The organism is Streptomyces sp. NPDC031418, assembly GCF_055581605.1.
The window spans coordinates 120,015-139,468 of the sequence record NZ_JBVIJC010000001.1; the positions used below are offsets into that span (position 1 = coordinate 120,015).

Annotated in this window: 15 protein-coding genes; 3 read left to right on the forward strand and 12 right to left on the reverse strand. The window is 68.2% G+C overall.

The genetic code is table 11. From position 1 onward, the window contains the following. The first annotated feature begins 46 nt into the window (after positions 1 to 46). The gene (locus tag ACZ5CZ_RS00565) at positions 47 to 2,347 is read left to right on the forward strand and encodes a HelD family protein (RefSeq protein WP_468938398.1); all 2,301 of its coding nucleotides are present in this window, start codon (positions 47 to 49) and stop codon (positions 2,345 to 2,347) included. A gap of 84 nt (positions 2,348 to 2,431) precedes the next feature. Here ACZ5CZ_RS00565 and glgB read toward each other — a convergent pair whose 3' ends face one another. From glgB to ACZ5CZ_RS00585, 4 genes are all read right to left on the reverse strand, one after another. Next, positions 2,432 to 4,645: a 1,4-alpha-glucan branching enzyme gene (gene glgB / locus ACZ5CZ_RS00570; protein ID WP_385839877.1), complete on the reverse strand. Its 2,214-nt coding sequence runs from the start codon at positions 4,643 to 4,645 to the stop codon at positions 2,432 to 2,434. Continuing rightward, positions 4,642 to 6,057, reverse strand: a complete 1,416-nt coding sequence (locus tag ACZ5CZ_RS00575; protein WP_468937950.1) for a maltokinase N-terminal cap-like domain-containing protein — start codon at positions 6,055 to 6,057, stop codon at positions 4,642 to 4,644. Before ACZ5CZ_RS00575 ends, glgB begins: the two co-directional genes overlap by 4 nt. 89 nt (positions 6,058 to 6,146) lie before the next feature. After that, positions 6,147 to 7,847 carry a maltose alpha-D-glucosyltransferase gene (gene treS / locus ACZ5CZ_RS00580; protein WP_385839875.1) on the reverse strand — a complete coding sequence of 567 codons (1,701 nt, stop codon included), beginning with the start codon at positions 7,845 to 7,847 and terminating at the stop codon, positions 6,147 to 6,149. Continuing rightward, positions 7,844 to 9,916 carry an alpha-1,4-glucan--maltose-1-phosphate maltosyltransferase gene (locus ACZ5CZ_RS00585; RefSeq protein WP_468937953.1) on the reverse strand — a complete coding sequence of 691 codons (2,073 nt, stop codon included), beginning with the start codon at positions 9,914 to 9,916 and terminating at the stop codon, positions 7,844 to 7,846. Before ACZ5CZ_RS00585 ends, treS begins: the two co-directional genes overlap by 4 nt. Positions 9,917 to 10,265: 349 nt before the next feature. Here ACZ5CZ_RS00585 and ACZ5CZ_RS00590 point away from each other — a divergent pair, with 349 nt between their 5' ends. After that, complete coding sequence (locus tag ACZ5CZ_RS00590) at positions 10,266 to 12,890, forward strand: glycosyltransferase family 1 protein (RefSeq protein ID WP_468937954.1); 2,625 nt, start codon at positions 10,266 to 10,268, stop codon at positions 12,888 to 12,890. Between the two features lie 24 nt (positions 12,891 to 12,914). On the opposite strand, the gene ACZ5CZ_RS00595 is transcribed toward ACZ5CZ_RS00590, so the two are convergent. Together ACZ5CZ_RS00595 and ACZ5CZ_RS00600 are read right to left on the reverse strand one after the other, a co-directional pair. Beyond that, positions 12,915 to 13,100, reverse strand: a complete 186-nt coding sequence (locus ACZ5CZ_RS00595) for a DUF397 domain-containing protein (RefSeq protein ID WP_385839872.1) — start codon at positions 13,098 to 13,100, stop codon at positions 12,915 to 12,917. Positions 13,101 to 13,108: 8 nt separating this feature from the next. Then, positions 13,109 to 13,960: a helix-turn-helix domain-containing protein gene (locus ACZ5CZ_RS00600; protein ID WP_385839871.1), complete on the reverse strand. Its 852-nt coding sequence runs from the start codon at positions 13,958 to 13,960 to the stop codon at positions 13,109 to 13,111. A 202-nt stretch (positions 13,961 to 14,162) separates the two neighbouring features. On the opposite strand from ACZ5CZ_RS00600, the gene ACZ5CZ_RS00605 reads away from it, so the two are divergent. Next, positions 14,163 to 14,597 carry an ATP-binding protein gene (locus ACZ5CZ_RS00605; protein WP_468937955.1) on the forward strand — a complete coding sequence of 145 codons (435 nt, stop codon included), beginning with the start codon at positions 14,163 to 14,165 and terminating at the stop codon, positions 14,595 to 14,597. A 158-nt stretch (positions 14,598 to 14,755) separates the two neighbouring features. Here the strand turns inward: ACZ5CZ_RS00605 and ACZ5CZ_RS00610 are convergent, their stop codons facing one another. The 6 genes from ACZ5CZ_RS00610 to ACZ5CZ_RS00635 form a co-directional block, all read right to left on the reverse strand. Then, the gene (locus tag ACZ5CZ_RS00610) at positions 14,756 to 15,328 is read right to left on the reverse strand and encodes a hypothetical protein (protein ID WP_468937956.1); all 573 of its coding nucleotides are present in this window, start codon (positions 15,326 to 15,328) and stop codon (positions 14,756 to 14,758) included. A gap of 1,105 nt (positions 15,329 to 16,433) precedes the next feature. Continuing rightward, on the reverse strand, positions 16,434 to 16,832 hold the full coding sequence (locus ACZ5CZ_RS00615; RefSeq protein WP_468937957.1) for a hypothetical protein: 399 nt from the start codon (positions 16,830 to 16,832) through the stop codon (positions 16,434 to 16,436). Between the two features lie 49 nt (positions 16,833 to 16,881). Continuing rightward, positions 16,882 to 17,178 carry an Imm50 family immunity protein gene (locus ACZ5CZ_RS00620; RefSeq protein ID WP_468938400.1) on the reverse strand — a complete coding sequence of 99 codons (297 nt, stop codon included), beginning with the start codon at positions 17,176 to 17,178 and terminating at the stop codon, positions 16,882 to 16,884. Positions 17,179 to 17,415: 237 nt separating this feature from the next. Further along, positions 17,416 to 17,961 carry a hypothetical protein gene (locus ACZ5CZ_RS00625; protein ID WP_468937959.1) on the reverse strand — a complete coding sequence of 182 codons (546 nt, stop codon included), beginning with the start codon at positions 17,959 to 17,961 and terminating at the stop codon, positions 17,416 to 17,418. Between the two features lie 215 nt (positions 17,962 to 18,176). Next, positions 18,177 to 18,968, reverse strand: coding sequence for a hypothetical protein (locus ACZ5CZ_RS00630; protein WP_468937960.1), 792 nt, complete (start codon positions 18,966 to 18,968; stop codon positions 18,177 to 18,179). Positions 18,969 to 18,974: 6 nt separating this feature from the next. Next, entirely contained in the window at positions 18,975 to 19,379 is a 405-nt protein-coding gene (locus ACZ5CZ_RS00635; protein WP_468937962.1) for a hypothetical protein, read from the reverse strand. Between the last annotated feature and the right edge of the window lie 75 nt (positions 19,380 to 19,454).

The following is a 19,454-nucleotide window of genomic DNA, read 5'->3' on the forward strand; positions in this document are numbered from 1 at the left end:
GACTTCATTTCGGACAGGTCGCGAAGAAGCTTGATGAGCAGAGTATATCCGGGCGGGAGCGGAATTGTCAAACAGGAAGCCAAACAGCGAATTTCCCGACGATGAATTGCGCCACGAACAGGAATTCATCGACGGACTGTACGCACGCGTGGACGCGCTCCGCGGCGAGACCGAGACCTCGGTCGCGGACGCGCTCGCCCAGGGCGACAAGCCCATGCAGGCCCGGCTGGAGCGGGACATCCTGGTCGCCGAGCGCTCCGGACTGCTCGCCGCGCTGAACGCCGTCGACGGCTCGCTCTGCTTCGGCCGGATCGACCTGGCCGACGGCTCGGCCCATCACATCGGCCGGATCGGGCTGCGCGAGGACGACGCCGCCCGCACCCCGGTCCTCATCGACTGGCGCGCCGAGATCGCCCGCCCCTTCTACCTGGCCACCGGGCACACCCCGATGGGGCTCAGGCGGCGCCGGCACATCACCAGCGAGGGCCGGACCGTCACCTCCCTGCACGACGAGATCCTCGACCTCGGCGACACCACCCGCACCGGCCACGAGGACCCGGGCGGTGACGCCGTGCTGCTCGCCGCGCTGAACTCGGCCCGCACCGGCCGGATGAGCGACATCGTGCAGACCATCCAGGCCGAGCAGGACCGGATCATCCGCGCCCCGCACCGGGGCGTCCTGGTGGTCGAGGGCGGCCCCGGCACCGGCAAGACCGCGGTCGCCCTGCACCGCGCCGCCTACCTGCTCTACGAACACCGGGAGCTGCTCGCCCGCCGGGCCGTCCTGATCGTCGGCCCCAACCCCGCCTTCCTCGGCTACATCGGCGAGGTGCTGCCCGCCCTCGGCGAGACCGGGGTGCTGCTGGCCACGGTCGGCGAGCTGTTCCCCGGGGTGAAGGCCACCGCCGGCGACACCCCGCGGGCGGCGGCCGTCAAGGGCCGCGCGGACATGGCCGAGGTGCTCGCCGCCGTCGTCGCCGACCGGCAGGCGCTGCCCGACCCGGTCATCGCGATCGAGCACGACCGCGAGGTGCTGATGCTGGACGACGGCCTGGTGAACGTCGCCCGCGAGCGCACCCGGGCCGCACGGCTGCCGCACAACGTGGCCCGTGAGCACTTCGAGGGCCATATCCTCAATGCGCTCACCGAGCTGTACGCCGAACGCGTGGGCACCGACCCGTACGACGGCAGCAGCCTGCTCGACGCCTCCGACATCACCCAGATCCGCGACGAACTCGCCGAGAACCCCGAAGTCTGGGACGCCATCGACCGGTTGTGGCCCCGGCTCACCCCGCAGCGGCTCGTCGCCGACTTCCTCGCCGAACCGGACGGCTACCTCGGCCAGGAGGACGCCGACGCGGTGCGCCGCCCGGTGACCCGCGCCTGGACCGTTGCCGACGTCCCGCTGCTGGACGAGGCCGCCGAACTCCTCGGCGAGGACGACCGGATCGTGCGGGCCCGCGCCGAACGGGAACGCGAGACCGCGGTCGCCTATGCGCAGAGCGTGCTCGACGTGTCGTACGCCTCCCGGACCTTCGAGTTCGAGGACAAGGAGGACAGCGACCCGGAGGCGTCCGAGGTGCTGTCCGCGCACGACATCATCGACGCCGAGCGGTTCGCCGAGCGGCAGGAGGAGGCCGACCACCGCAGCGCCGCCGAGCGCGCAGCCGCCGACCGCACCTGGGCGTTCGGCCACATCATCGTGGACGAGGCGCAGGAGCTGTCGCCGATGGCCTGGCGGCTGCTGATGCGGCGCTGTCCCACCCGCTCGATGACGCTGGTCGGCGACCCCGCCCAGACCGCCGAGGCGGCCGGCGTCGGCTCCTGGGCGGACATCCTCGCCCCCTATGTCGAGGACCGCTGGGAGTACACCCGGCTCGGCGTGAACTACCGCACCCCGGCCGAGATCATGGAGCTGGCCGCGGCCGTGGTGCGCACCGGACGGCCGGACTTCGAGCCGCCGTCCTCGGTGCGCTCCACGGGCGTACCGCCCTGGGTGCGGCAGGTCTCGGGGGACCTGCCCGGCGCGGTCGCCGAGGCGGTCGCCGAACTCACCCCGGCCGAGGGCCGCCTCGCGGTCATCGCCCCGCGCGAGCTGCACCGCTCGCTGGCCGCCCGGCTCGACGGGGTCACGGCCGGCGCCGAACCCGACCTCACCCGGACCGTCGTCCTCCTCGACCCCCGCCAGTCCAAGGGCCTGGAGTTCGACTCGGTCCTGGTGGTCGAACCGGGCCGGTACGGCACCAGCGACCTCTATGTGGCGCTGACCCGGGCCACCCAGCGGCTCGGCGTGCTGTACACCGGTGAGCCGCCCGCGGCCCTCACCGCCGCGCGCTCCAGCGGCTGAGGGTGCCGTCGACCGGACCCGGGGGATACGTGAGCGTCCCGCGTGTCCCCCGGGTCCGGGCGTCGGGCCGCCAGGGGAAAACCCTCAGGCGGGTCGCAGCCACACCGTCGCCAGCGGCGGCAGGGTCAGCCGGACGCTCGCCGGCCGGCCGTGCCAGGGCCGCGGCTCCGGCTTGACCGCCTCCGGCGTGGTGACATCGCCGCCGCCGTACCCCGCGGCGTCGGTGTTGAGCACCTCCACCCAGGCGGGTATGTCGTCCGGGACACCCAGGCGGTAGTCCCGGCGGACCACCGGGGCCAGATGGGAGACCGCGAGCAGCGGGCTGCCCTCGGCGTCGTACCGCAGGAACGCGAAGACGTTGTCGTCCGCCGCGTCCCCGACCACCCACTCGAAGCCCGCCGGATCGGTGTCCCGCCGCCACAGCGCCGGCGTCGCCCGGTACAGCGTGTTGAGGTCGCGGACGAGATCCCGCACGCCCCGGTGGTCCGCCGCGGCGCCGTACGACGGGTCGAGCAGCCACCAGTCCGGCCCGCGCGCCTCGGACCACTCGGAGCCCTGCGCGAACTCCTGCCCCATGAACAGCAGTTGCTTGCCGGGGTGGGCCCACATGAAGCCCAGATAGGCGCGCAGGTTCGCCCGCTGCTGCCACCAGTCGCCCGGCATCTTCGACACCAGCGACCGCTTGCCGTGCACCACCTCGTCGTGCGAGATCGGCAGCACGTAGTTCTCGCTGTACGCGTACACCATCGAGAAGGTCAGCTCGTGGTGGTGGTACCTGCGGTGCACCGGCTCGTGGCTCATGTACTGGAGCGAGTCGTGCATCCAGCCCATGTTCCACTTCAGCCCGAAACCCAGGCCGCCGAAGCCGCTCGGACCCTGGTGGTGGGTGGGCCGGGTCACCCCGTCCCAGGCCGTCGACTCCTCGGCGACGGTCACCACGCCCGGGCAGCGCCGGTAGACCGTGGCGTTCATCTCCTGGAGGAACGCCACCGCGTCCAGGTTCTCCCGGCCGCCGTGCTCGTTCGGCGCCCACTGCCCCGGCTCGCGCGAGTAGTCCAGGTAGAGCATCGAGGCGACGGCGTCCACCCGCAGCCCGTCGATGTGGAACTCCTCGCACCAGTACACGGCGTTCGCCACCAGGAAGTTGCGCACCTCGCGCCGGCCGAAGTCGAACTCCAGGGTGCCCCAGTCCGGATGCGCGGCCCGGCGCGGATCGTGGTGCTCGTACAGCGGACGCCCGTCGAACTCGGCCAGCGCCCAGTCGTCCCGCGGGAAGTGCGCCGGCACCCAGTCCATCAGCACCCCGATCCCGGCCTGGTGCAGCCGGTCCACCAGGTACCGGAAGTCGTCGGGCGTGCCGAGGCGGGCCGTCGGCGCGTAGAAACCGGTGACCTGGTAGCCCCACGAGCCGCCGAAGGGATGCTCGGCGACCGGCATCAGCTCCACATGGGTGAACCCCAACTCGCTGACGTACTCGGTGAGTTGGTCGGCCAGCTCGCGGTAGCCCAGCCGGGGCCGCCAGGACGGCAGATGGACCTCGTACACGGAGAACGGCGCCTCGTGCACCGGGATCTCCCCGCGGCGCGCCATCCACTCCGCGTCACCCCACTCGTAGTGCGAGGCGTGCACGACCGAGGAGGTGGCGGGCGGGGTCTCGGTCCGCCGGGCCAGCGGGTCCGCGCGCAGGGTGTGCGAACCGTCCGGGCGGGTGATGTCGAACTTGTACAGCTCGCCCTCGCCGACCCCGGGCACGAACAGCTCCCAGACCCCGGAGGAACCGAGCGAGCGCAGCGGATGACCGGTGCCGTCCCAGAGGTTGAAGCTCCCCGCGAGCCGCACCCCGCGCGCGTTCGGCGCCCACACCGCGAACCGGGTGCCGGTCACCCCCTGGTGGGTCATGACATGCGCGCCGAGCACCTGCCAGAGCTGCTCGTGCCGGCCCTCACCGATCAGGTGCAGGTCCAGCTCGCCGAGCGTGGGCACAAAGCGGTAGGCGTCCTCCGTCTCCACGGCGGCGTCGTCGTACGCGACCAGGAACCGGTACTCCGGGACGTCCCGCAGCGGCAGCACCCCGGAGAAGAACCCGTCCCCGTCGTCGTGCAGTTCGGCGTGCACTTCGTCGCCGACGACCGTGACCGAGCGCGCGTACGGCCGCAGCGCCCGGAAGGCGACACCTCCGGGCACCGGGTGCGCGCCCAGCACGGAGTGCGGGTCGTGGTGGGTGCCGTGCAGCAGCCGGTCCCGGTCCTCGGGCGGGACACCGGCCGGGCGGATCGGCTTGTCGGCCTTCGGGATCACGGACGGGCCTCCTGGTCGGACGTGGTGGCGAGCCGGCGGACCGCCGACAGCGGTACCGGCAGCCAGTCGGGGCGGTGGCGGGCCTCGTAGACGACCTCGTAGACCGCCTTGTCGGTCTCGAAGGCCCGCAGCAGCAGCGGATCGGAGCGCGGGTCGCGGCCGGCCACCTCCGCGTACCCCGAGCAGTAGGCGGCCCGGCAGGCCCGCGCCCAGTCCGGCGCGGGCGTGCTCGCGGAGTGGGCCGCGTAGTCGAAGGAGCGGAGCATCCCCGCGATGTCCCGCACCACCGGCTGCGGCATCCGGCGCTCGGCCGACGGCCGGGCCGGCTCGCCCTCGAAGTCGATCAGCGACCACTGCCCGGACGGCGAGCGCAGACACTGCCCGAGGTGCAGATCGCCGTGCACGCGCTGCGCGGTCCAGGTGTGGCCCTCGGCGGCGAGCGAGGCCAGCGCCGTGTAGGCGGAGCGCAGCCCGCTCTCGTACGGCCGCAGGACCGGCACCGCCTGGACGGCCGCCGCCAGCCGCTCCGTCATCGCCTCGACCATCGCCCGCATCTGCACCTGGCCCAGGGTGACCGTGGGCAGCGCGCGGGCGAGCGCGGTGTGCACCTCGGCGGTGGCCCGGCCCAGCGACCGTGCCTCGGCGAGGAAGTCCTCGCCCTTGGCCAGCTCGCGCAGCGCCAGCTCCCAGCCGTCGCTGGCACCGGCCACGAACGGCTGGAGCACGGCCAGCACATACGGGTCCCCGCCCAGCTCCGCCCGCATCCAGGCGGTCGGCGCGGGCACCCGGGGGCAGCTCTCGCGGGCCAGCGCCAGCGGCAGCTCCAGGTCGGGGTTGATGCCGGGCTCCACCCGGCGCAACAGCTTCAGGATGAACGTATCGCCGTACACCACCGAGGAGTTGGACTGCTCGGCGGTCATCAGCCGGGCCACGAGACCCTCCCGGATCTCCTGGCCGGGGTCCCGCTCGAAACAGAGCCCGCCGATGCGGGCCTGGGTGCGCAGCGCCTCCAGGAGCACCTCGGCGGGCCGGGGGTCGTACAGGGCGTCGTACACCGTGCGTCCGGCGAGCGGACCCTGTTCCACATGTCCGATCAGCGCGGGCGCCAGCCGGGGCGGCAGCGCCTCGCGCACGCCTATCAGCAGCTGGTAGCAGTCCCCGGGGTGCGCGGGCGCGCCCGGCACGGGCGGCTGGTGGACGCGCAGCAGCAGGTGGTACAGGCCGAGCCGGCCGTCCGGCGGCAGCAGTTCGGTGGCGGCCACGGGGGTGAACCCGGTGACCGGACGGCCCTTGCCCGCGAACCAGCGCTGCCGGGGCAGCCAGGTGCGGAGCAGCGGTTCGAGCGAGGCGAGGAGGGGGTCGAGACCGGTGGTGCCAGAAGAGGAACTGAAGGGGGTGACCGTTTCCGCCATGGGCGTCACGTCCTTTCCCCGGTCGTCGGGGTGTTACTGATGCGTGCCCCGGGCGGGGCGGTGGAAACGCACCGCCCCGCGAGGCGGCACTACGCCGTTTCGCGGCGCAGCCGGAACCAGTAGAAGCCGTGCCCTGCGAGGGTGAGCAGATACGGCAGTTCACCGATGGCGGGGAAGCGCACCCCGCCGAACAGCTCCACCGGGTGCCGCCCGCCGAACCGGCTCAGGTCCAGCTCGGTCGGCTGGGCGAAGCGGGAGAAGTTGTGCACGCACAGCACCAGGTCGTCCTCGTACTCGCGCAGGAACGCGAGCACCGCCGGGTTGGAGGACTGGAGCTCGTTGTAGGTCCCCAGGCCGAAGGCGGGGTTCTGCTTGCGGATCTCGATCATGCGGCGCGTCCAGTGCAGCAGGCTGGACGGGGAGGACATGGCGGCCTCGACGTTGGTGACCTGGTAGCCGTAGACCGGGTCCATGATCGTGGGCAGGAAGAGGCGTCCCGGGTCACAGGACGAGAAGCCCGCGTTGCGGTCGGGGGTCCACTGCATCGGGGTGCGCACGGCGTCGCGGTCGCCGAGCCAGATGTTGTCGCCCATCCCGATCTCGTCGCCGTAGTACAGGATCGGCGAGCCGGGCAGGGACAGCAGCAGGGCGGTGAACAGCTCGATCTGGTTGCGGTCGTTGTCGAGCAGGGGCGCGAGGCGGCGGCGGATGCCGATGTTGGCGCGCATCCGCGGGTCCTTGGCGTACTCGGCCCACATGTAGTCGCGTTCCTCGTCGGTGACCATCTCCAGGGTCAGCTCGTCGTGGTTGCGCAGGAAGATGCCCCACTGGCAGCCGGAGGGGATGGCCGGGGTCTTGGCGAGGATCTCGGAGACCGGGTAGCGGGACTCCCGCCGTACGGCCATGAAGATGCGCGGCATGACCGGGAAGTGGAAGGCCATGTGGCACTCGTCGCCGCCGCGGTGGAAGTCCCCGAAGTAGTCGACGACGTCCTCCGGCCACTGGTTGGCCTCGGCGAGCAGCACCTTGTCGGGGTACTGGGCGTCGATCTCCTCGCGCACCCGCCGCAGGAACGCGTGGGTCGCGGGCAGGTTCTCGCAGTTGGTGCCCTCCTGCTGGTACAGGTACGGCACGGCGTCCAGCCGGAACCCGTCGATGCCGAGATCCAGCCAGAACTTCAGCGCCGAGATCATCTCCTCCTGCACGGCCGGGTTCTCGTAGTTCAGGTCCGGCTGGTGCGAGAAGAAGCGGTGCCAGTAGTACTGCTTGCGTACCGGGTCGTACGTCCAGTTGGAGGCCTCGGTGTCGACGAAGATGATCCGGGCGTCCTGGAACTGCTTGTCGTCGTCGGCCCAGACGTAGTAGTCGCCGTACGGGCCGTCCGGATCCCGCCTGGACTCCTGGAACCACGGATGCTGGTCACTGGTGTGGTTCATGACGAAGTCGATGATCACCCGCATGCCGCGCTGGTGGGAGGCGTCCACGAACTCCACGAAGTCGGCGAGGTCACCGAACTCCGGCAGTACGGCGGTGTAGTCGGAGACGTCGTAACCACCGTCTCTGAGCGGCGACTTGAAGAACGGCGGCAGCCACAGACAGTCGACCCCCAGCCACTGGAGATAGTCGAGCTTGGCGGTCAGGCCCTTCAGGTCGCCGACGCCGTCGCCGTTGCTGTCCTGGAAGGAGCGGACCAGTACCTCGTAGAACACGGCGCGCTTGAACCACTCCGGGTCCCGGTCCTTGGCGGGCGTGCTCTCGAACGTGTCCGGAACGGGCTCGTTGACGATCATATGGTGGGTGACCCTCCGATCTGCGGGTTGGACGGTCGCAGGACGGTGAAGACATGCGCGGGCCTGTGACCCGGTTCGAGGCGCACATAGTTGGCCCTGCCCCAGTGATAGGTCTCGCCGGTGAGCTCGTCGCGCACCGGCACGGACTCGTGCCAGTCCAGGCCGAGTTGCGGCATGTCCAACGAGACCGTGGCCTCCTGGGTGTGGTGGGGGTCGAGGTTGGCGACGACCAGGACCGTGTTCGCTCCGCTGCGCTTCGAGTAGGCGATCACCTGGTCCTTGTCGGTGTGGTGGAAGTGCAGATCGCGCAGCTGGCGCAGGGCCGGGCTGCGCCGCCGGACGGTGTTGAGCCGGGTGATGAGGGGCGCGATGGTCCGTCCCTCGCGCTCGGCGGCCGCCCAGTCGCGCGGTCGCAGCTGGTACTTCTCGGAGTCGAGGTACTCCTCGCTGCCCGGGCGCAGCGGGGTGTTCTCGCACAGTTCGTAGCCGCTGTAGATGCCCCAGGTGGGGGAGAGGGTGGCGGCGAGGACGGCGCGGACCTCGAAGGCGGGCCGGCCGCCCTGCTGGAGGAAGGCGTGCAGGATGTCCGGGGTGTTGGCGAAGAAGTTGGGCCGCATGTAGGCGGCCGCGTCGCCGGACAGCTCGGTGAGGTACTCGGTGAGTTCCTGCTTGCTGTTGCGCCAGGTGAAGTAGGTGTACGACTGCTGGAAGCCGATCTGCGCCAGGGTGTGCATCATCGCGGGCCGGGTGAAGGCCTCGGCCAGGAAGATCACGTCCGGGTCCTTGCGGTTGATCTCGCCGATCACCCGCTCCCAGAACACCACGGGCTTGGTGTGCGGGTTGTCCACCCGGAAGATCCGCACCCCGTGCCCCATCCAGTGCCGCAGCACCCGGACGGTCTCGGCGACCAGGCCGTCCATGTCGGCGTCGAAGGCGATCGGGTAGATGTCCTGGTACTTCTTCGGCGGGTTCTCGGCGTAGGCGATGGTGCCGTCCGGCCGGTGGTGGAACCACTCCGGGTGCTTCTGCACCCAGGGGTGGTCGGGGGAGCACTGGAGGGCGAAGTCGAGCGCGATCTCCAGACCCAGGCGCTGCGCCTCGCGCACGAAGAAGTCGAAGTCCTCCAGGGTGCCCAGCTGCGGGTGCACGGCGTCGTGCCCGCCCTCGGGCGACCCGATCGCCCAGGGCACCCCCACGTCCTGCGGGCCGGCGGTCAGGGTGTTGTTGGGGCCCTTGCGGAAGGTCGTGCCGATCGGGTGGATCGGCGGGAGGTAGACGACGTCGAAGCCCATGTCGGCGATCGGCTTCAGCCGCCGGGCGGCCGTGCGGAAGGTGCCGTGCGGCTGCTCGGCGGTGCCCTCCGAGCGCGGGAAGAACTCGTACCAGGAGCCGAACAGGGCGCGTTCGCGCTCCACCAGCAGCGGCATCCGGTCCGACGCGGTGACCAGCTCCCGCAGCGGATGCCGGGCCAGCACCTCCAGGGTCCCCGGCGCCAGCGCGGCCGCGAGCCGCCAGGCGGCCGGCCGGTCCTCGTCCCGCAGGGCCGCCACCGCGTCCAGGACCCGCTGCCGCTCCGGGCCCTTGGGCACCCCGGCGGCGGCACGCTCGTACAGCAGGGCGCCCTCCGCCAGGACCGGTTCCGTGTCGATCCCGGCCGGGATCTTGATCTCCGCGTGCCGCCGCCAGGTGGTGAGCGGGTCGGACCAGGCCTCCACCGTGTAGCTCCAGCGGCCCGGCGCACCGGCGGTGACCGTGGCGCCCCAGCGGTCGGTGCCGGGGGCCAGCTCCCGCATCGGCGTCCAGGGCCCGGGCCGGCCGGCGGGATCGCGGAGTACGACATTGGCGGCCACGGCGTCGTGTCCCTCCCGGAACACGGTGGCCGTCACCTGGAACGCCTCCCCGGTCACCGCTTTGGCGGGCCGGCGCCCGTGCTGCACCGCGGGCCGGACGTCGAGGACGGGGATACGGCCGACGGCCGGGGCCGTGGGCGAGGGACGTGGCTTCCTGCTGCTCCGGCCGGCGGGCTTGTCGCTTGCCGGGGGCGCTGACGAGTGCTGCGTGGCGGGCATGACCGCTCCTGTCCGCTTCAACTGGGTGTGGGCGGATGGCTGTGGGGAGGTGGGTCCTGCGGGGTGCTGTGGTACGCCTGTGGGGTCGTACCGGAGGAGCCTTCCCACCCTGTTCGGGTGAGCAATCCGGAACTTTGTTAACTACTCACGCGTATGTCTACGCATACCGCAGCCCCTTTTACGGTCCCTTGTGCGACCTCTTCTTCCGGGTGCCCGGCGACCGGGACCTGACGCCCCGACACCCCCGGTCGGCAGGTCCCCACCGACGCTCCGGTAACCACTACCGTCGAGGGTGACGACGAGACGTACAGCGCCGTGCGTCTCACCCCGCGACGCGTCGAGGTGGAATGTGAAGGCGATCCGTCGGTTCACCGTCCGTCCCGTGCTCCCCGAACCCCTCCGGCCGCTGAGCGACCTGGCGCGCAATCTGCGCTGGTCCTGGCATGCGGAAACGCGCGACCTGTTCCAGTCCGTCGACCCCGAGCGATGGCCCGAGGGCGGCGGCGACCCGGTGCGGCTCCTCGGCGGGGTACGGCCCGCACGGCTGGCCGAGCTGGCCGGGGACCGCCGGTTCCTGCGCCGCCTGCGCGCGGTCGCGGACGACCTCGACGACTACCTCACCGGCGACCGCTGGTACCAGGCCCAGGCCGACGGCCTGCCCGCCGCCGTCGCCTACTTCTCCCCGGAGTTCGGCATCACCGCCGCGCTGCCCCAGTACTCCGGCGGTCTCGGCATCCTCGCCGGCGACCATCTCAAGGCCGCCAGCGACCTCGGCGTCCCGCTGATCGGTGTCGGCCTGCTCTACCGGCACGGGTACTTCCGGCAGACCCTCTCCCGCGACGGCTGGCAGCAGGAGCACTATCCGGTGCTCGACCCCAACGAACTGCCCGTCACCCCGCTCAAGGAGCCCGACGGCAGCCATGCGCGGATCTCCCTGGCGCTGCCCGGCGGCAGGGCCCTGCACGCCCGGATCTGGCTGGCGCAGGTGGGCCGGGTGCCGCTGCTGATGCTCGACTCGGACGTGGAGGAGAACGGCCCCGGCGAACGCGGGGTGACCGACCGGCTCTACGGCGGCGGCGGCGAGCACCGGCTGCTCCAGGAGATGCTGCTCGGCATAGGAGGGGTCCGGGCGGTACGGACGTACTGCCGTCTCACCGGCCACCCGGAACCCGAGGTCTTCCACACCAACGAGGGCCACGCGGGCTTCCTCGGCCTGGAACGCATCGCCGAACTCGCCGCCTCGGGGCTGGACTTCGACTCCTCCCTGGAGGCGGTCCGCGCGGGCACGGTCTTCACCACCCACACCCCCGTCCCGGCCGGCATCGACCGCTTCGACCGGGAGCTGGTCGCCCGGCACTTCGGCCCGGACGCCGAACTCCCCGGCCTCGACGTCCAGCGCGTCCTCGAGCTGGGCATGGAGACGTACCAGGGCGGCGAGCCGAACCTGTTCAACATGGCCGTGATGGGCCTCCGGCTAGCCCAGCGCGCGAACGGGGTGTCGCTGCTGCACGGCCAGGTCAGCCGGCAGATGTTCGCCGGCCTGTGGCCGGGATTCGACCCCGAGGAGGTGCCGATCACCTCCGTCACCAACGGAGTGCACGCGCCCACCTGGGTCGCCCCGGAGGTGCTGCGCCTCGGCGCCCGGCAGATCGGCGCCCAGCGCGCCGAGGACGCGCTCACCGTCGGCGGCTCCGACCGCTGGGACTCGGTCGCGCAGATCCCGGACGACGAGATCTGGGAACTGCGCCGCACCCTGCGCGAACAGCTGGTGCAGGAAGTACGCGACCGGCTGCGCGCCTCCTGGCGGCAACGCGGCGCGGGCGACGCCGAACTGGGCTGGATCGACGGCGTCCTCGACCCCGACGTCCTGACCATCGGCTTCGCCCGCCGCGTCCCCTCGTACAAACGCCTCACCCTCATGCTCCGCGACCGCGACCGCCTCACCCGCCTCCTCCTCCACCCGGAGCGGCCGGTGCAGCTCGTGGTGGCCGGAAAGGCACACCCCGCGGACGACAGCGGCAAGCGGCTCGTCCAGGAACTGGTCCGCTTCGCCGACGACCCGCGTGTCCGCCACCGCATCGTCTTCCTGCCCGACTACGGCATGGCGATGGCGCAGAAGCTCTACCCCGGCTGCGACGTCTGGCTGAACAACCCGCTGCGCCCGCTGGAGGCCTGCGGCACATCCGGCATGAAGGCGGCCCTCAACGGCTGCCTCAACCTCTCCGTCCTGGACGGCTGGTGGGACGAATGGTTCCGCCCCGACTTCGGCTGGGCCATCCCGACGGCGGACGGCGCGGGCACGGACACGGACCCGGACCGCCGCGACGACATCGAGGCGGCGGCCCTCTACGACCTCCTGGAACAGCGGGTCACCCCCCGCTTCTACGAACGCGGCCGGGCCAGCCTCCCCGACCGCTGGATCCAGATGGTCCGCCAGACGCTCACCCTGCTCGGCCCGAAGGTCCTGGCCGGCCGCATGGTCCGCGAATACGTCGACCGCCTCTACGCCCCCGCCGCCCAGTCCCACCGCGCCCTCACCCCCGACGTGGCGCGCGACCTGGCCGACTGGAAGTCCCGGGTGCGCTCGGCGTGGCCCGGCGTCAGCGTCGACCACGTCGAAACGACGGCGACCAGCCCCACGGCGGAACTGGGCACCACGGTGGGCCTCCGCGTCCGCGTCGCCCTCGGAGCCCTGACCCCGGACGACGTCGAGGTCCAGGCGGTGTCCGGCCGGGTGGACGCGGAGGACCGCATCACGGACGCGACGGTGATGCCGCTGAAGCCGACGGGCACGCCGGACCTGGAGGGCCGCGTCGTCTACGAAGGCCCCCTGGCCCTGGACCGCACCGGCCCCTACGGCTACACGGTCCGCATCCTCCCGACCCACCGCCTGCTGGCCGCCTCCGCGGAGATGGGCCTGATGACGGTGCCGTCGGAGGAGGTGGTGGAGGGGGCGGGGGTGGTACTGCGCTGAGCGGCGCCCAGGTCTTCTTCTTCCTCAGCTCCTCTTCAAGGCCCTGATGAAGAGGTCGAAGGACCCGGCCGGGACGGTGAGGATGCCGAGGGCCGGGTCCTTGGAGTCGCGGATGGATATGTGGGTGGGGGTGGGGGCGATTTCCACGCAGTTGTTGCCGTCTCCGCCACCGGAGTAGGACGACTTCCGCCAGTTGCCGGGGATGGTCATGGTAGGTCTCACAGTTCCTTGGCCAGTCTGTGGATGAAGTCACGCGAAGGGGTGGGGGCGAGCGATGCCGCCTCCACTCTATGGAAGACCGTCCGCAGGACTTCGAGCTGAGCCTCGGAATCGATGAAGCCCGTGCCGTGTGGGGCGTCACGAGCGGCTGTGTCCAACCGTGGTACGGCACCGCCCGCCAGCATCATGGGACTCCAGGTCCCCCCGAAGCCGTCGACGTCGAAGGGGATGACCCGGACGGTGATGTGCTCTGCCTCCGACAGTTCCAGGATGCGGCTGAGCTGGGCTCTTGACGTCCTGCGATCAGCGACCCGAATGCGGAGCGCCGCCTCGTGGACGACCGCCTCGTACGGGACGGGGACCGTGCGTTCGAGGATGACTCTCCGCTGCATCCGGTGCCGGACGCGCAGCTCCAGCTCCTCTGCCGGGAGCACCGGGACTCTGGAGGAGAAGGCCGCCCGGGCGTAGTCCTCCGTCTGGAGGAGACCAGGGACGAAGAGGAACTCCACGTCGCGTCGGTATGTCGAGTGATGTTCCAACTCGGCGAGATCGAGAAAGGCGGTGGGCAGCAGCTCCCGGTACTCCTCCCACCAGCCACGGGTGCGGTCGGTTGCCATGGCCACCAGGGCGTCGATCAACCCGTCATCCGTGCACGAGTAGTTCGCGGCCATACGACGCAGCCGCTTCTCGCTCACACCGGCGAGCCCGGACTCGATCTGACTGATCTGCGGAGCGGTCACCCCGAGCAGGGCCGCAGCCTCCCTCGATGCGAGGCCGGCCGCGTCACGGAGCCTGCGTAGCTCGGTGGCCAGACGCATCTGGCGTGCCGTCGGCTCGGTTCTCTTCGCCATCGACTGGTCCTCTCAACGCGCCGTGCCCGGCGACCCGTTCGGGGTCAGATTACGCGACCAGCTTGCGGGATCTAAATATTGCCCCCTACCGTCAGTGACGTACTGATTGCGCTGCGGAAGTGCACCGCTCCGCCCTGCCATGACGGATGCGGCAAAGCCACCGCACGCGAAATCCCCACTGAACGACTGGAGTTGCTGACGCATGCCTGCCACCGAGCCCACCGAGCCCACCGAGACCTGGGACTACACGATCTACATCCCCAACGACCTCAGAGCGGTGACCGTCTGCCGCCGCACCCTGCGCCTGATCCTGACCCTGCACGGTCTGATCGGCCTGGTGGACACCGCCGAGCTGTTGGCCACGGAGCTGGTGTCGAACGCCGTACAACACACCAAGGGCCCGGCGGCGCTGAGGGTGCGCCGCATGCCGGAGGGCACGGTCTGGATCGGCGCCTGGGACACCGACCCCGCCCCGCCGGACCCGCCCCGCCCCCTGGACCAGGCGGCCGGCCTGGAGCTGGAGGAGGGGCGAGGCCTGGGCCTGGTGAAGGCGTGCGCCCGCTACTGGGGCTGGCAGCCGACGGCACGCTTCGGGGACCGGGGGAAGTACGTGTGGTGCGAACTTGCGGCGGCGTGACTCGCTGACAGCCCGGTGTTGCTGACCTGTCCTCACTCGTCGGCGCCCGCTGGGTGAGGGCTTGCGATCAATGACCTGATTGGAATCGATTGCGCCGAAATGCGACCGGTTCTGTCCACTTCGATGTCAAGATGCATCGGCAGTACGAGCGACGGCCGTCACGTTCCGCCGAGCATCTCGTCCTCTTCGAAGCCGAGTTCCTCTTCAATGCCGAGCGTTTCAGCCGCGTACCACTTCAGCGGCTTGGGCCAATCGCCCGTAGCTACGAACCTCAGGATGCCTTGTGCGTCCGGCGTGTCGATATCGCCGAGGGAATGGATGATTTTGGTGCACAAGTTGAAATACGGTGCATCGGATTCGACCCTGTCGTGGAGAAGCAGGCCGAGCGAGCTGACTGCCTCTTGAGCGCGTAATTCTCCGAGAAAGGCGACGAGGTCCTCCTCATTCACTCGTCGCGCTCCTCGTCCGAGGTGCTCGTCCGAGGTAAAAGCGCTGAGGAGAACATCGGCGAGTTCCTCCGGGTGCAGGTGCACGGCAACCGCCGCAAAGCGCTCGAACCTATGCCAGTCACCAATGCTGGCCATGGCCCGAAGCCAGTCAAGGATTTTTATCCCAGCTTCGGGCACCTCGGCTGCTATGCGTGCGGACTTCTCTTGTCCTACATAGCCGCTACCGATGAGGGTGTCGACATGGTCGATGAGTGGGTCTGCGTCTTCTGTGGCATGTAGCATTTGTGTGTCTTCCTTGGCGTGCGAAGCCCCGATGGCCTTCGCAGCCGGCCGTGATGCGATGCAATAAGGCGGCGTCCATCTGTGCCCCCACGGGAAAGGGAGCTGCTTCCTTGCCATGCAGAAATCCACTTGTTGATTGCCTCCGGTGTGTGTCCACTGGCAAGGAGTTCACGGCACGCCTGAGGTGACACGACACCTCGGCAGTCTTGGTGCCCTGCAGTGCGTCGGCCACTGGGTTGGTGTCGACGGCTACGTAATCTGGCACCAGACCCAGGGAATCAGTCCATCGATGGGGATTTTCGAGATTAGGAGCAGCGTCAACACCGATAGGGTCCACAGTCAGGTATCTAGCGGTTTGCGGGTTGCAGTGTCGGAACTAGTTGTAATTCAGCCCCGTTTCACCTTTGTTATCTCCACGTGCTGGAGCTGATTTGACGGGAGGTGAGGATAATCCCCCTTTGTAGTTCTTCGATGCCTTCACCTGACAGGTGGACCTTGCCGTTATGTGGCGGTTTCAGGAAATCTTCGGGTCTTTCGTAGCGGTGAATCCAGTTAAGTGTCATGCAGGGCTGAGGTGCATGGGGGTCGGTGCTGGCGCTGGGCGTGAACTGCTGGCCGGGGCGGGCGACGCCTCCCACGCATCGAACAATGCATACGGCAGTCGTATTCGTTGTCTCCTCGACGGAGTAAACTTGCAGTTTTGCGGCGTCAGTATTAGGCATGGCGGGAAGCCTCCGCTGTGAACTGTCTTATTTGTTCATGAGACAATTGAGGACGTCGAGTGTTCACAGGAACGACGGCGGGCGGAACATGAGGCCCTCCACGTCCGAAGGCCCATGGTGCCCTGGAGCTGCCTGTATCCCTGATGGTCACTGGCGCTCCGATGAAATCGAGATCATTGGCTCTCGGTCCGGTTTCGCCTAACGCGTTCTCGTCCTTGCTTTTCATTGCCTATTTCCCTGGATTGCGGGATGACTTGCGGCGGTCTACCTCGTTGATCGCTTGCTATAGGGAGGAAAGCTGACCGCTGGCTCGTCGCAAGAGGCGCTGCGCAACACAGCTTCCAGCATAGGCAACTCACTTACTGGTGCTGCTCTCTATCGGGTCAACTTTCCGGGGTCGCAACCTGCTGTAGGTGCTGGACAATGATATCGAGATCAGAAATTGTCGCGAGGCAGAATTCCTGGTCCTGCATAGTGGTGGCGTGAATGACGTCGGAGAAAGCGGGGTCGGAGAGTCCCTGTGCTTCTTGTAGGATTCTGGTTGGCAACAGTACCCAGTTCCTCCTTGTCCGGTCGAGTGTCCACTCTGTTTGGGTGGGTGACTCTTGAATCGCATTATCGATGACCTGTGCGATCTCTTTGCTAGGTGCTTTGAAGCGCCAGCCCATATATGCCACCTGATAGTAGCCGAAATATTCGTTGTACTCCGCGACTAGCTTGAACCAAGCTAGTTCACCGAACCTGCTGAGTGCGCTTATTGCTTGCGTGCTTCGAGTCGACATATCGGTTCCAATAACATCACCAGAGAGGCCTGGCGCCTCGACCGTGGGTTCAGGGTTCGGTGGCATATGCGGTCAACTTTGAGATGAACGCCGTATCCGCGGTGCCCCGGAGGTGCGACTTGGCTGACATGACGTTGAGGCTGATTCCTTCCTCACCAGTAAGGGAAATGTCTGCCAATATGGCCCTTCTGAAACCTTCCAGTGCAATCTCTCTGATGCCGCCGAACGAGATTTCAACCTGGAGGCTGTTGAAGCCCTGCTCCACCCACTTGCGTGGGGGCTGCTTCGGGTAACGAGGCAGGTCCAGACGCAGTTTCAGGGTGGGGCCGTCCTCGTGGAGGACGATCTAGTGTAGATGCACATCGATGAGGTCCGGGGGATCGCCTTGGTAGACGGTGGTAATGCCCGCTGGATTGTGCATCAAGGAAACCCATGACATGTCGACTCAGTCTTCCTGCTCGGGATACTCGTAATGCTGCTTGCCCCGGACGTCGTGCGTTCGTGCCTCAGTTCGCTCGGTACGAAGAAGCGGCAGTCGATTTCCAGGTGAGGGTGACCATCCGGCCCAGTGTTTAGGTACTCATCACCGGGCTCGGTCGAAGGAAGTTCGGGCGGCGGTCACAGCCGCTCGGAGTTCCGCGTCGGACAGATCACCGGGCTCGGCCAGTTCCGGGTCGACGGAGTAGTCCTCCAGGATCATGAAGACCCGGTCGAAGAGATCTGCGAGAGCCCCACGGAGTCGCTCGCCGTTCGCCTGAGAGGCACGTCGTGAGTCCCACCAACCGTGGGCGAAATCCGACGCGTTGCAAGAACCCTGGATGAACGAGTCGAGCAGTTCCAGCTGTCGCGCTGCCGCACTGGAGGGCGCTACCTCGTCCGGATGGGACCACGCCCGGTGTGCCGGCGGATGGGCGGCGGCCACGGCTGTCAGGGAAGGGTGCCGGTTCGCGAGTGCACGAGCATGGCGGCCAATGCGCGCCCGTGCCGTGTCGACGCCCTCACTGACTGCTGCGGCCATGAAAGGAGCGGTCCCTGCGACAAGGGCGTAACCCGGTTCCGGGAAGAGGACGGCTCCCTGCTCGTCGAGTGTCCACAGGAGCGACGGTGGACGGACCTTGGCACCGTCCATGTCGAGGGGGAGTCGGAGAGATCGCACCACAGGCTCACCAGGGGCGGAGAGGTCTGTGCAGGCCATGCGCGAAGCCCCGACGGCCTGGCACCCGGCCATGATGCGGTGCAACAGAGGGGCGTCCATCTGTGCCCCCCACGAGAAGGGAAGCTACTTCCTTGTCGTGCAGCCACGATGGGGCGAAGACACGTGAGGTTCTGGAGCCGTGCATCTTCTCAATGGCCACTGTCTTCTCGATCAACGCCGAATTCGGAATTTAGTCGAGCAGGCCAGTCGCTGTGCTCCAGGCCGGATCCCATCAAAACATCCCGCCAGTCCGAGAGGGCCACTTGCACAGCAGTGAGGAGCTTGTCTACGTCTGCCTGGCCATGGATGAGGGTCGCGGCTGTGATCCTTTCCAATTCGGCATTTCCGTATCGGCTGATCTCATCTGAGAGTTCGACCAATATGCTTGCAACGGCTGCTTGTTCCGCCTCTGGGTAATCCCTTTCGATTCGTTGTTTAATTCGAGATGTCAGTTCCAGTCTGCTTTGAAACTCGTGCTGCACGACCCAGTACTCGTCTTCCTCGACCGAAACAGCGCACATATGGCGGCCATCAGTAGAAATGGTGAGGAACTCGGGCCAGCAGGTCACGGAAGCAATCCGTGAAGGCAGACACTCGCCAACCGGATCGGTGACTCTCACCCAGCCGATTTCGCTGCCACCAGGGATGGGCGGGAGGATGAGAAATTCGCCCTTGTCGTCGTACAACGCACATGCCGAAGCGTGGTGATGCCATGCCTCGTCCAGCTCATCGGCGGCGCGATCCGAGGAGATGCGAACGGTAGCAGTCGACTGAACCGCGATTCCCGTCACGGCATAGATCGCGGTGCTTACCGGCCGGGCGACATGCGGGACCTTACCCTCAACGACGCGAAGACCGCAGCGCTCCAAGCATTCCATCCAGCCCTGGCGGTTTTGCTCCTTTGTCATCCCAGTCGGGTTATCGACAGTGCTGTGCTCCATTGCACCTCACTCAGGGAGATCTGTTTCGGACGCCTTCGGAGCAGGCGGTGTGGCTCCGGCTACGAGCTTCCGCAAACGTCTGATCTCCTGGACAAGCCGCGGAACTTCCTCTCGCGCCATCGCAATAAATGCGGCATTCTCATCCCAGCGACCGTCAGCGCAGTCAACATAGCGAGGATGCTGAATCAAGGTTGCCGCAATCAATTCCCGGTGATCGAAAGCAGGCCATCTCTCCCCCTGGCCTGAGTCCATTACTGTGCTGACCGCCACCAAGCTCATGGCCTGGTCATCGTCCAGGCTTCTCACGAACCACGGACCTGGCGTGGCAGCCGAGTACACCTCTTCGATGAAATTGAGATCAATGGCTTTCGGACCCGTTTCGTCGGATGCGTTCTCGTCCTTGTTCTTCATTGCCTATTTTCCTGGACTGTGGGATGACTTGCCGCGGCCTATCTCGTTGATTGCGTGTTGCAGGAAGGAGACGGC